This window comes from Flavobacterium sp. N1736 (genome assembly GCF_025947065.1).
In the GTDB taxonomy this organism is placed as follows: domain Bacteria; phylum Bacteroidota; class Bacteroidia; order Flavobacteriales; family Flavobacteriaceae; genus Flavobacterium.
The window spans coordinates 3,302,731-3,315,888 of record NZ_CP109994.1 but is presented as its reverse complement, the minus strand read 5'-3'; the positions used below and the strand labels follow the sequence as shown (position 1 = coordinate 3,315,888).

The window sequence follows — 13,158 nt, the reverse complement described above, 5'->3', positions numbered from 1 at the left end:
AGTAGTTATATGCTAAATTGAAAGTTTAGCTAAATAATCATAATGTTCACCTTCTAAAATTAGTTCACATTTTAAGCCATTTGCAATAGCAGCATTTTGAAGCGTGTTATAATCTAAATACAACCAATCAAATGGTTCTTCTTTTTCACCTTTGTATGAAATATTAAAAACAAGTTCTCCATAATAATCATTATTCGACGGAATCCATTTTCCGCCATCTTCATCTTCATCAAACATATAAATAATATCGGAACTATCTAATAAAATTTGTCCGCCTTCATTTAAGAGTGATTTCAATTTAGATAAATATTTATTGCAGTGGTCTAATTTGCCAAAAATGCCAACGCCATTCATTAGTAAAATTATCGTATCAAATTTTTCGCCTTCAAAATCCAGTATATTTTGAACTTTGGCATTTTTCACACCTCGAAGTTGACAGGTTTCTATTGCTTTTTCTGAAATATCTATAGAAGTGACGTCTAAATTTCGATCATTTTGTAATGACAAACTATGACTTCCGGCTCCGCAGCCTACATCTAATGTTTTTCCGGTTGCTAATTGTAATGCTTTTTGTTCGATTTTAGGCATTTCATTATAAGAACGAAATAGATAATCTACACTCATTTCGTCTTCTTCAGAAATGGAGGTTTCAGTAATAATATCTTCGGGTGAATTATTAGTCTGAAAATCAAACATAGCTTTTCCAAAAAGATCTTTCATTGTAATTTAGTTCAAAGATTAAGGTTTCAAGTTTAAAGTTGTTTAATTTTGCACATCAACTTTAAATAGTAAACTTGAAACAAATTTTAAATAACTTAAATAAGTTAGCCAAAGATAAGCATATCGAAAACAAAAAGTATTTTGATAAGCTGAAAAAGAAACAACCCAAAAATTTAGATTACGTTATGCAGGATTTGCATGATGCCGAATTTAAAAAAACAGATTGTTTACAATGTGCCAATTGTTGTAAAACGACCGGGCCTTTGTTTACTTTGGCCGATATTGAAAGAATTTCAAAATCTTTTAGACAAAAACCACAGCAATTTATTGACCAATATCTTCGAATTGACGAAGACAAAGATTATGTTTTAAAAAGTGTTCCGTGCACTTTTCTTGATAACGAAAATTACTGCATGATTTATGATGTTCGCCCAAAGGCATGTAGAGAATTTCCGCACACAGATCGAAAAAAGTTTCATCAAATTGCAGATCTCACATTAAAAAATGTTGCTATTTGTCCGGCAGCATATAATATTGTAGAAGAAATGAAGAAAAAACTCCCGCTTTAAGAATTTAAATATTTTGTAATTGTTTTTAGGAACAATTCATTTTTGCTTTTTTAAATGTATTTTTGACTTAAACAAAACAAAATCACTTCATAAATCAATAAGCACACATAAATTGAATCTAGAATATTTTATAGCTAAAAAACTTATTACTGCCAAGGATTATAAAAGCAGTATTTCGGCGCCTATTATTAAAATTGCCATTTCGGCTATCGCTATTGGTATTATTATGATGTTGGTTTCAGTAGCAACGGGAATTGGCTTACAGCAAAAAATACGTGAAAAAGTTTCAGCATTCAATGGTCAGATTATTATTTCGAATTACGACAATAATAATTCAGATGTAACCCTGGTTCCAATTTCTAAAAAACAAGATTTTTATCCCAATTTCAAATCAGTTCCAGAAGTAAGTCATATTCAGGCAATCGCAAGCAAAGCCGGAATTATAAGAACCGAAGAAGCTTTTGAAGGAATTATTTTCAAAGGAGTTGGAGGAGATTACGATTGGAATAATATAAAAGAATACTTAGTAGAAGGAAAATTACCTGATTTTTCTAAATCACTAAATGAAGATGTTATAATTTCAAGATTCCTTGCCAATCGACTAAATTTAAAAGTAGGGGATAATTTCAATACCTTTTTTATTAAGGAAGAACAGGGAAAAATGCCAAATAGCCGCCGATTCAAAATCACGGGTATTTTTAATTCAGGTTTTCAGGATTTCGATGCAACTTATATAATAGGGGATATTCGTCACATTCAACGAATCAATAAATGGAATCCGGATCAAATTGGAGCTTTTGAAGTTTTTGTAAAGGATTTTAATAACATCAAAAAAACGGGCGATCAAATCTACGAACAAACGTCATCAAGTTTAGATACCAAAACTATAGTTGAAAAATACAGTTACATTTTTGATTGGTTACAACTTTTCGATTTTAATATCATCGTTATTTTGGCCGTGATGATTTTAGTAGCAACCATTAATATGGTAGTTGCTTTATTAGTACTCATTTTAGAACGCACACAAATGATCGGAATCCTAAAAGCATTAGGAGCTAATAACTGGATGGTTCGAAAAATATTTTTATACAATGCTTTTTATCTTATTATAAGAGGACTCTTTTGGGGTAATATAATAGGTATTTCGATATTGCTCATCCAGCAGCAGTTTGGGGTCGTTCAGCTAAATCCCGAAAACTACTACGTTAACCAGGCGCCGGTTTATATAAATTGGGGTTATGTAGCATTGCTAAATTTATTGACAATTACAGTTTGTTTCGTAGTACTATTAATTCCATCCTATATTATAACCAAGATCTCTCCGGTCAAAGCCATTCGATTCGATTAGTCATTTCAAGACTGAATATCATTTTCACGACCCGACAGGTTTTCATCCCGAAGCTTCGGGACTATCGGGGTCAGGGCAGCGGTTTTGAGAAGAAACATTCGGTATAAAGAGCAGGAAAAAACAAACTTTGCGTTTTAGCGCCTTTGCGAGCAAACTACCCAAAACAGGCAAACCCCGTCAAAAGCAGGATAGCCATAAAAAAACTTCGGGTTGTAAAAAACGTTATACCAGCGAGTTATAAAAAAGATTGAAATTATATAAAAAAAAGGCTTGTAAATGTAAATAAAGGTGCTACTTTTGCACCCGCAACAACGACGGGCGTTCACTGAAATACTGGCAGGCAAATACAATCGGAAGGAAAATTTATTTTCAAAAAAGATTAAAAAAAGCTTGTGAGATTTGAAAACAGATGTTACATTTGCACCCCGCAAAACACGGAAAGTTCATTGATAGATTGGTAAGGTTTGGGAAGGAAAAAGGGAATGAAAATTTCTCAAAAAAAACTTCAAAAAACATTTGCCAGTAAGAAATAAGTTTTCTACTTTTGCACCCGCTTTGAAACACAAGCGAGACTAAAAAGAAATACACGTTCGTAGACATATTGAATTGACAGCCGCTTTAACAGAGATGTTAGAGCAAAAGAATAAGAGTAAGATAATCGAGAGATTAAAAAGAACCGATAGAGACTGATTCGAATAACAATACGATCTTGATTAATTGAGATCAACAATATACGATGAAGAGTTTGATCCTGGCTCAGGATGAACGCTAGCGGCAGGCTTAACACATGCAAGTCGAGGGGTATAGTTCTTCGGAACTAGAGACCGGCGCACGGGTGCGTAACGCGTATGCAATCTACCTTTTACAGAGGGATAGCCCAGAGAAATTTGGATTAATACCTCATAGTATAGTACGGCCGCATGGTTGAACTATTAAAGTCACAACGGTAAAAGATGAGCATGCGTCCCATTAGCTAGTTGGTAAGGTAACGGCTTACCAAGGCAACGATGGGTAGGGGTCCTGAGAGGGAGATCCCCCACACTGGTACTGAGACACGGACCAGACTCCTACGGGAGGCAGCAGTGAGGAATATTGGACAATGGGCGCAAGCCTGATCCAGCCATGCCGCGTGCAGGATGACGGTCCTATGGATTGTAAACTGCTTTTGTACGAGAAGAAACACTGCTTCGTGAAGCAGCTTGACGGTATCGTAAGAATAAGGATCGGCTAACTCCGTGCCAGCAGCCGCGGTAATACGGAGGATCCAAGCGTTATCCGGAATCATTGGGTTTAAAGGGTCCGTAGGCGGTTTAATAAGTCAGTGGTGAAAGCCCATCGCTCAACGGTGGAACGGCCATTGATACTGTTAGACTTGAATTATTAGGAAGTAACTAGAATATGTAGTGTAGCGGTGAAATGCTTAGAGATTACATGGAATACCAATTGCGAAGGCAGGTTACTACTAATTGATTGACGCTGATGGACGAAAGCGTGGGTAGCGAACAGGATTAGATACCCTGGTAGTCCACGCCGTAAACGATGGATACTAGCTGTTGGAAGCAATTTCAGTGGCTAAGCGAAAGTGATAAGTATCCCACCTGGGGAGTACGTTCGCAAGAATGAAACTCAAAGGAATTGACGGGGGCCCGCACAAGCGGTGGAGCATGTGGTTTAATTCGATGATACGCGAGGAACCTTACCAAGGCTTAAATGTAGATTGACCGTTTTGGAAACAGAACTTTCGCAAGACAATTTACAAGGTGCTGCATGGTTGTCGTCAGCTCGTGCCGTGAGGTGTCAGGTTAAGTCCTATAACGAGCGCAACCCCTGTTGTTAGTTGCCAGCGAGTCAAGTCGGGAACTCTAACAAGACTGCCAGTGCAAACTGTGAGGAAGGTGGGGATGACGTCAAATCATCACGGCCCTTACGCCTTGGGCTACACACGTGCTACAATGGCCGGTACAGAGAGCAGCCACTGGGCGACCAGGAGCGAATCTATAAAACCGGTCACAGTTCGGATCGGAGTCTGCAACTCGACTCCGTGAAGCTGGAATCGCTAGTAATCGGATATCAGCCATGATCCGGTGAATACGTTCCCGGGCCTTGTACACACCGCCCGTCAAGCCATGGAAGCTGGGGGTGCCTGAAGTCGGTGACCGCAAGGAGCTGCCTAGGGTAAAACTGGTAACTAGGGCTAAGTCGTAACAAGGTAGCCGTACCGGAAGGTGCGGCTGGAACACCTCCTTTCTAGAGCCTTAGTGTTAGTGGAAACACACGCTGGGGAAAAAAGAAGAAGCTTTATGGGTTTTGATTTCAAGGCTATTTTACTCTTGCTGTTAGTTCAAATAATAAATTTTAAGTAAAACAGAGTCTCGTAGCTCAGCTGGTTAGAGTACTACACTGATAATGTAGGGGTCGGCAGTTCGAGTCTGCCCGGGACTACTAAAATTTAGATTTAAGATTATAGATTTTAGATTTAAAGTTAAGCTTAAAAAAGGAAATTCTGGAAGTTGGGATTCACCACAGGAAATTAGAGAAGAACTCAAGAAATCTAAAATCTGAATTCTACAATCTAAGATTGAAAAATGGGGGATTAGCTCAGCTGGCTAGAGCGCCTGCCTTGCACGCAGGAGGTCAACGGTTCGACTCCGTTATTCTCCACGATTTTAGTCATAAAGTCTAAAGTTATAAAGTCCAAAGTGATTCACTTGACGACTTTTGACTTTTGAGCTTCGACTAAATAAAGTTCATTGACATATTGAGATAAGAAAATAATAAAAAGTAGAAAGCGTTTTTTACAATTTATTGTAAAAGACAAAAAAAACGGTCATAATTGATTTTATGATTGGTACAATAAGCAAAATAAGGGCGTATGGGGGATGCCTTGGCTCTCAGAGGCGATGAAAGGCGTGATAAGCTGCGAAAAGCTGCGGGGACGGGCACACACCGATTGATCCGCAGATACCTGAATGGGGCAACCCACTATGTTGAAGACATAGTACACCGATAGGTGGGCAAACCCGCTGAACTGAAACATCTAAGTAGGCGGAGGAGAAGAAAACAAAAGTGATTCCGTAAGTAGTGGCGAGCGAACGCGGATTAGCCCAAACCAGTGTTGTTACGGCAATGCTGGGGTTGTAGGACCACGACATTTTATGCACAAGGAACCGGAAGTTGCTGGAAAGCGGCACCATAGAGGGTGATAGTCCCGTATGGGTAACAAGTGTAATAGATAGTGGTATCCTGAGTAGGGCGGGGCACGTGAAACCCTGTCTGAATTTGGCGGGACCATCCGCTAAGGCTAAATACTCCTGAGAGACCGATAGTGAACCAGTACCGTGAGGGAAAGGTGAAAAGAACCGTGAATAACGGAGTGAAATAGATCCTGAAACCATACGCTTACAAGCGGTCGGAGCCCTTTCGTGGGGTGACGGCGTGCCTTTTGCATAATGAGCCTACGAGTTAACGTTGCTGGCAAGGTTAAGTGGTTAAGCCACGGATCCGTAGCGAAAGCGAGTCTGAATAGGGCGCTTTAGTCAGTAGTGTTAGACGCGAAACCGTGTGATCTACCCATGGGCAGGTTGAAGCTGTGGTAACACACAGTGGAGGACCGAACCGGTTGACGTTGAAAAGTCTTCGGATGACCTGTGGGTAGGGGTGAAAGGCCAATCAAACTCGGAAATAGCTCGTACTCCCCGAAATGCATTTAGGTGCAGCGCTGTGCATAAAGTTATATAGAGGTAGAGCTACTGATTGGATGCGGGGGCTTCACCGCCTACCAATTCCTGACAAACTCCGAATGCTATATAATGTTTCACAGCAGTGAGGGCTTGGGTGCTAAGGTCCAAGTCCGAGAGGGAAAGAACCCAGACCATCAGCTAAGGTCCCCAAATATACGCTAAGTTGAAAGAACGAGGTTTGTCTGCCCAGACAGCTAGGATGTTGGCTTGGAAGCAGCCATTCATTTAAAGAGTGCGTAACAGCTCACTAGTCGAGCGGACGAGCATGGATAATAATCGGGCATAAGCGTATTACCGAAGCTATGGATTTACAGTTTACTGTAAGTGGTAGGGGAGCATTCTAACAGGGTTGAAGGTGTATCGTCAGGTATGCTGGACTGGTTAGAAAAGAAAATGTAGGCATAAGTAACGATAATGCGGGCGAGAAACCCGCACACCGAAAAACTAAGGTTTCCACAGCTATGCTAATCAGCTGTGGGTTAGTCTGGTCCTAAGGCGAACCCGAAAGGGACAGTCGATGGCTAACGGGTTAATATTCCCGTACTACTAATTACTGTGATGGGGTGACGGAGTGATGAAAGCGCCGCGAACTGACGGAATAGTTCGTTGAAGTACCTACCTATAAGATGCGCAGGCAAATCCACGCGTCTTGGGGAAATACGATAGTACTCGGAGTCTTCGGACAAAGAGATAGTGCGCCTAAGGGCTTCCAAGAAAAACCTCTAAACTTCAGGTAATTAGTACCAGTACCGTAAACCGACACAGGTAGTTGAGGAGAGAATCCTAAGGTGCTCGAGAGATTCATGGCTAAGGAATTAGGCAAAATAGACCTGTAACTTCGGGAGAAAGGTCGCCCCCAGCAATGGGGGCCGCAGTGAAGAGGTCCAGGCGACTGTTTATCAAAAACACAGGGCTCTGCAAAATCGTAAGATGAAGTATAGGGCCTGACACCTGCCCGGTGCTGGAAGGTTAAGAGGAGATGTTATCTTCGGAGAAGCATTGAATTGAAGCCCCAGTAAACGGCGGCCGTAACTATAACGGTCCTAAGGTAGCGAAATTCCTTGTCGGGTAAGTTCCGACCTGCACGAATGGTGTAACGATCTGGACACTGTCTCAGCCATGAGCTCGGTGAAATTGTAGTAACGGTGAAGATGCCGTTTACCCGCAGTGGGACGAAAAGACCCTGTGCACCTTTACTATAGCTTAGTATTGACCTTGGATAAATGATGTGTAGGATAGGTTGGAGACTGTGAAGTGGCGTCGCCAGGCGTTGTGGAGTCATTGTTGAAATACAACCCTTTGTTTATCTGAGGCCTAACCCCATATTGTGGGGGACATTGCTTGGTGGGTAGTTTGACTGGGGTGGTCGCCTCCAAAAGAGTAACGGAGGCTTCTAAAGGTTCCCTCAGTACGCTTGGTAACCGTGCGTAGAGTGCAATGGCATAAGGGAGCTTGACTGAGAGACATACAGGTCGATCAGGTACGAAAGTAGAGCATAGTGATCCGGTGGTTCCGCATGGAAGGGCCATCGCTCAAAGGATAAAAGGTACGCCGGGGATAACAGGCTGATCTCCCCCAAGAGCTCATATCGACGGGGGGGTTTGGCACCTCGATGTCGGCTCGTCACATCCTGGGGCTGGAGAAGGTCCCAAGGGTTGGGCTGTTCGCCCATTAAAGTGGCACGCGAGCTGGGTTCAGAACGTCGTGAGACAGTTCGGTCTCTATCTACTGTGGGCGTTAGAAATTTGAGTGGATCTGATTCTAGTACGAGAGGACCGAATTGGACAAACCTCTAGTGTATCTGTTGTCCCGCCAGGGGCACCGCAGAGTAGCTACGTTTGGAAGGGATAAGCGCTGAAAGCATATAAGCGCGAAACCCACCACAAGATGAGATTTCTTTTAAGGATCGTGGAAGATGACCACGTTGATAGGCTATAGATGTAAAGGCAGTAATGTCATAGTCGAGTAGTACTAATAATCCGTAAGCTTATGTACACCCTTTTCCTCCCGAGCAATCGGGAGGGAGAAACTTTCTAAAACTAAAATACTTTCTTTATCTCAGTATGTTAAGATATTTGCCCGTCGCGGGCAGTCTTTAAGTCGAAAGATTAAAGTTGAAAGTCGAAAGACCTGCCACTTTATGACCTTGGACTCTGGACGAACAACCTTAAGGTGGTTATTGCGGCGGGGCTCACCTCTTCCCATCCCGAACAGAGTAGTTAAGCCCGCCTGCGCAGATGGTACTGCAGTTTTGTGGGAGAGTATGTCGTCGCCTTTCTTTTGAAAAACCCTGTTTCTAACGAAATGGGGTTTTTTGTTTTGTATCGGTTTTGAAAATAGTCGCTTTTCCTGTTTCTTATAACAATCAAATCTTATTATTTGAACCAAGCTGTTGTCCTAATGCATTTATAATTTTATATGTATATTCTTATCAATTAAGCAAAAAAGCTTCTCAACTTTAGGTGAGAAGCTTTTTGCTTTTATTTGTGACTAAAAGATTTATTTAAAATCCTTTTTCGAAAAATGAATCTGCATTTTTAGCCTTTTTTGAAGGCAATATAGAACGGCAATTTTCATTTTCTATTATTGGATTCCAATCCTCTTCAAGATTATTTGCAGTTGTGCTATTTACAGCAAATATTTTTTCTTTGGTATATTCTAAAGCTTCGGTTTTGCTTAATTGATGTGACCATGAAATGCGAGTATCTGATTTATAACCTGGTCCGTAACAATCATATTCGCCATAAAAGGCAGTTTTCCAATTATTATATGCTTTATGTTCTGGATCATTTGACCATACAGACCAACCTTCTGGGGTAATATGTGATTCTTCAAAACAATGAATGAAAACTACATTTGCGCCAGCTCCCCATGGTCTTCCTAAAGATACTTTTGTAGCAACATTTTTTGGATATGCCATTATAATACAATCTCTAAATACAAAACCATATTTATTTTTGCCAACATCCTGATTGCTTGCTGTGATATATGAATCTCTTTTACTTTGAATAAAGCAATTTTCAAATAAAGCGATACCAGAGCCGAAAATGAAATCTGTAGTGCCATCAAGGATGCAATCTTTAATGTATGTTCTTTTGTTTGCTTTAAGATAAAAGGTATCCTGAAAACCGCTTATTTTGCATTTATGAAATATTGATCTGTCACCATTAAGCATTAATGCTACTGCTTGACCGCCTTTTTTATATTGAGGTAAATTGCTGTCGATGGTATTTTCGAAAGTGATATTTTCTGCAAAAAAGTCATTGGCTTCAATAAGAGTACTAAACGATTTGCTTGTTCCACCAGCAGTTTCTGCATAATCGTCATAAGTAAGAATCGTATTTTTATAGGATTCACCGATCAACGTAACTTTCTGTTTGTTGGATGTAAGCTTTAATTTTTCTTTATAAATTCCGGATTTTATATAAATAACGGTATGTTTTAAACTATTATCAGGAACAGCATTAAATGCATCTTGTACTTTTGTGAAATTTCCGCTTCCATCTTTAGCGACAACAATATCATAAATAGAACTATTTTTTTGAGCGAATAATGTACCGCTAAAAACAAATAGAAGAAAATAAATAGCTTGAATTACTTTTTTCATTTTTGTGTAAAAGTTAATAATTAAAAAAAGAATTCCCAAGCTAATCTAACTTGGGAATTTATATAAAATGAAAATTAATTACTAAGAAACTCTATTTTTTACTTTGTGTCCAAATACACCAAAAGAAAGAATAATAATAAAACATAATAGCGGAATAATGTACCCAGATTGAATATCATCGTGATTCATATCAATCAAAGTTCCCATTCCGTATGGTAAAATTGCTCCGCCTACAATTGACATTACTAACCATGATGAACCGGTTTCAGTATTCGATTTTAATCCAACGAGACCTAATGAAAAAATAGTTGGAAACATAATTGACATAAAAAATCCAATTCCGCCAAGCGCATAAATAACATAAATTCCTGTTCCGTAAATTGCTACCAAACAAAGAAAGATACTAATTACACAATAAATTGAAAGTAAGACATAATCTTTCACAAACTTCAAAAAGAAAGTTCCAATAAAACGGCCAGCCATAAAAAGGAAACCATAAATACCAAGATAATATCCTGCTGTTTTTTCATCTAATCCTGCACCTTGTTGTGCAATTCTGATAAAAAAACTGGTGATACAAACTTGTGCACCTACATAAAAAAACTGTGCAACAACTGCCCAACTTAAATGAGAGAATTTTAAAACCGAGAAAAAACCCGGCTTAACTTCTACTTCAGTATGTTGTGGTTTCATCGATGGCAAATGCATAAAGTAAAATAATACAGCTACTAAAACCAATACACTTCCTAAAATGATATAAGGTAATTTGACAGCAGAAGCTTCTTCTAATAAGTAAGCTGCTTTTGTCGCATCCGGCATTGCTGCCATTTGCGCTGGTGTATGTGTTTTTCCCGATAAAATAAATAATGAACCAACAATTGGTGCAACCATTGCTGCTAAACCGTTAAATGAAGCAGCTAAATTCAATCTTTTTGAAGATGATTCCGCAGGTCCTAAGATCGCAGCGTACGGATTTGCACTTGTTTCTAAAATAGTCAGTCCGCAACCAATTACAAATAATGCAAATAAAAATAATTCATAAGTTCTTGTATTTGCAGCGGGAACAAATAGAAAAGCTCCAGTTGCGAAAACTAGCAACCCCGTAATAATACTGTTTTTGTATCCGAATCTTTTAATTAGCATTCCCGCCGGAATTGCCATTATAAAATAAGCGAAAAATACAGAAGTATCGATTAATGTTGACTGACGATTGTTTAATTCACACGCTTTTTTAAGATGTGGAATTAAAATCGAATCCAGATTATGTGCCATTCCCCAAAGGAAAAATAAGCTGGTAATTAAAATAAAGGGCAAAAGATATTTATTTCCTGTTCCTTTTTCTGTAGCGACTTCATGTTGATCGCCAATTTGGTTGGTTATTTGCATAGTTAGTTTTTTTAAAGGTTCAAAGTTTCAGAGGTTCAAAGTGGCAGAGGTTTAGAAGGCTAAAAGTCCAGATCTCTGTCCCTTTGTGTCTTTGAACCTTTGTCTCTCAAAAGAATTATTTCTTTTTTACTAATAAAAGGTGATCGCAAACTAATACGACTTCACCTCTTTGATTTATAATTTCTACGTGTTCCGTAACAGTTCCCATATCTGGTTTTTTGGCTTCTCCTTTTTCAGAAATTGTAATTTCAGAATGGATCGTGTCGCCAATATGAACTGGTTTTACAAATCGCATACGATCGTATCCTTTAGAAAAGGCTTCAGGATTTATTTCTGATGCGGTCAATCCGATGCCAATGCTGAAAACCATAGTTCCGTGTGCGATGCGTTGTCCGAAAGGTTGTGTTTTACACCATTCTTCATCCATATGATGCGGAAAAAAATCTCCTGTATGACCTGCGTGAACCACAAAATCAGTTTCAGTAATAGTTCTTCCAAAAGTGACGCGTTTGTCGCCAATTTGATAATCGTCAAAAAATGTTGATTTGAAATACATATTTTTTTAGTTTGAAAGTTATAAAGTCAAAAGTCATAAACTCAATCACTTTGGACTTTATGACTTTGAACTTTGGACTTATTTTATAATTCAGCTAATGAAATTCCTCCATTTTTGTTACTGATGTAGCAGGCTTCAACGACTTTCATAGTATCTAAAACATCTTGTACACTTGCTAATAGTTTTGCATCAGAACCTTCTTTAAAACGCATTAAGTTTGACATGGTTCCAATAAAAGCTTCCGGAAACCACGAACCTTCCAATTCAATTTTTTTCCATTCATATTCTCCATTTTCGTTTGCCAAAGCATATTCAAATTGATCAGGCAAACCGTCGGGATAATTCATTAGTAAACCCATTTTTGCTTTGATGGCGCCTTTTGTTCCTTCCCATTTAATGTAACTTTCTTCGTGTTTTGGACCAAAATGGTGATCATGATTCGTATTAATTACCACATGTTTGTCTTCCCCATAATCCAAAATAATAGTCGATCGGCTCGATGATAATTTTTTTAATGGGTGCTTCGCTGTTTTTGCCATCACACTTTTCGGATTTCCTAAAAAAGATCGGATGCAATCGATATAGTGAACACTATGAAAAAGAATTTCTAATCTGGGATGTTCCTTAATCAGTGGGAACAATTCCCAAGGCGTATTTACGGTAACTTTAAATTCTAAATCATATAAATCACCAATAAATCCTTCATTGATTAAATGCCTTGCTGCGCTTACAAAAGAGGCAAAACGAAGTTGAAAATTAATTCCGGCAACTAATTTTTTTCTTTCGCAAACGGCAACAATTTCCCGGGCTTGGGCCAGATCATTTCCCATTGGTTTCTGAATCAGTACTGCTGCACCATCCGGAAGCTGCTCTAAAATTTCAATGTATTGATCAGGAAGAACCGTAATATCATAAACCGCATTTGAAGGCGCATGCTGCACAGCATCGGCAACAGTTTCAAAAACATGATTTATTTTAAATTGTTTTGCCAAATCATGCGCTTTAGAAATTGTTCTGTTTGTAATGCCAAAAACGGTAAAACCGGCCATTTCATACGCAGGTAAATGTGCATCTTTTACAATACCGCTTGCGCCGATAATGATAACAGGCTGGTTGGTTTCCGGTAATTTAGGTTTATATGGAATATTCATAATTTTTAGTTTAAAGTTCTAAGCATCTATCCCGAAGCCTCGGGACTGAGTTACTAAGTTTTTTGAGTTACTTTTAATCTT

Annotated in this window: 7 protein-coding genes, 2 tRNA genes and 3 rRNA genes; 7 read left to right on the top strand and 5 right to left on the bottom strand. The window is 39.0% G+C overall.

Going from position 1 to position 13,158, the window contains the following annotated elements; genetic code table 11:
- Nucleotides 1–12: 12 nt before the first annotated feature.
- On the bottom strand, nucleotides 13–720 hold the full coding sequence (locus tag OLM54_RS14145; RefSeq protein WP_264535231.1) for a class I SAM-dependent methyltransferase: 708 nt from the start codon (nucleotides 718–720) through the stop codon (nucleotides 13–15).
- A 74-nt stretch (nucleotides 721–794) separates the two neighbouring features.
- Here OLM54_RS14145 and OLM54_RS14140 point away from each other — a divergent pair, with 74 nt between their 5' ends.
- The 7 genes from OLM54_RS14140 to rrf all read left to right on the top strand — a co-directional run bounded on the left by OLM54_RS14140 (nucleotide 795) and on the right by rrf (nucleotide 8,655).
- A complete protein-coding gene (locus tag OLM54_RS14140; RefSeq protein ID WP_031455300.1) occupies nucleotides 795–1,289 on the top strand; it encodes a YkgJ family cysteine cluster protein in 495 nt (164 codons plus the stop codon).
- Between the two features lie 112 nt (nucleotides 1,290–1,401).
- Entirely contained in the window at nucleotides 1,402–2,637 is a 1,236-nt protein-coding gene (locus tag OLM54_RS14135) for an ABC transporter permease (RefSeq protein WP_264535230.1), read from the top strand.
- A gap of 733 nt (nucleotides 2,638–3,370) precedes the next feature.
- A 16S ribosomal RNA gene (locus OLM54_RS14130) occupies nucleotides 3,371–4,884 on the top strand.
- A gap of 121 nt (nucleotides 4,885–5,005) precedes the next feature.
- Nucleotides 5,006–5,079 (top strand) — tRNA-Ile (locus OLM54_RS14125).
- Between the two features lie 145 nt (nucleotides 5,080–5,224).
- A tRNA-Ala gene (locus tag OLM54_RS14120) sits at nucleotides 5,225–5,298 on the top strand.
- A gap of 190 nt (nucleotides 5,299–5,488) precedes the next feature.
- Nucleotides 5,489–8,372: ribosomal RNA gene (locus tag OLM54_RS14115) — 23S ribosomal RNA — on the top strand.
- A gap of 173 nt (nucleotides 8,373–8,545) precedes the next feature.
- Nucleotides 8,546–8,655, top strand: a 5S ribosomal RNA gene (gene rrf, locus OLM54_RS14110).
- The 16S, 23S and 5S rRNA genes sit together here with 2 tRNA genes alongside, the layout of an rRNA operon.
- Before the next feature lie 225 nt (nucleotides 8,656–8,880).
- Here rrf and OLM54_RS14105 read toward each other — a convergent pair.
- The 4 genes from OLM54_RS14105 to OLM54_RS14090 form a co-directional block, all read right to left on the bottom strand.
- Nucleotides 8,881–9,984, bottom strand: a complete 1,104-nt coding sequence (locus tag OLM54_RS14105) for a pectinesterase family protein (protein WP_264535229.1) — start codon at nucleotides 9,982–9,984, stop codon at nucleotides 8,881–8,883.
- 81 nt (nucleotides 9,985–10,065) lie between these two features.
- The gene (fucP, locus tag OLM54_RS14100; protein WP_264535228.1) at nucleotides 10,066–11,370 is read right to left on the bottom strand and encodes an L-fucose:H+ symporter permease; all 1,305 of its coding nucleotides are present in this window, start codon (nucleotides 11,368–11,370) and stop codon (nucleotides 10,066–10,068) included.
- A 115-nt stretch (nucleotides 11,371–11,485) separates the two neighbouring features.
- On the bottom strand, nucleotides 11,486–11,926 hold the full coding sequence (locus tag OLM54_RS14095) for a MaoC/PaaZ C-terminal domain-containing protein (protein WP_264535227.1): 441 nt from the start codon (nucleotides 11,924–11,926) through the stop codon (nucleotides 11,486–11,488).
- A gap of 83 nt (nucleotides 11,927–12,009) precedes the next feature.
- A complete protein-coding gene (locus OLM54_RS14090) occupies nucleotides 12,010–13,077 on the bottom strand; it encodes a Gfo/Idh/MocA family oxidoreductase (RefSeq protein WP_264535226.1) in 1,068 nt (355 codons plus the stop codon).
- Nucleotides 13,078–13,158 lie beyond the last annotated feature (81 nt).

Coding starts and splice junctions, on each gene's coding strand:
- fucP (WP_264535228.1), bottom strand. CDS start 11,370: ATGCAAATAACCAACCAAATTGGCGATCAACATGAAGTCGCTACAGAA.
- OLM54_RS14105 (WP_264535229.1), bottom strand. CDS start 9,984: ATGAAAAAAGTAATTCAAGCTATTTATTTTCTTCTATTTGTTTTTAGC.
- OLM54_RS14145 (WP_264535231.1), bottom strand. CDS start 720: ATGAAAGATCTTTTTGGAAAAGCTATGTTTGATTTTCAGACTAATAAT.
- OLM54_RS14095 (WP_264535227.1), bottom strand. CDS start 11,926: ATGTATTTCAAATCAACATTTTTTGACGATTATCAAATTGGCGACAAA.
- OLM54_RS14090 (WP_264535226.1), bottom strand. CDS start 13,077: ATGAATATTCCATATAAACCTAAATTACCGGAAACCAACCAGCCTGTT.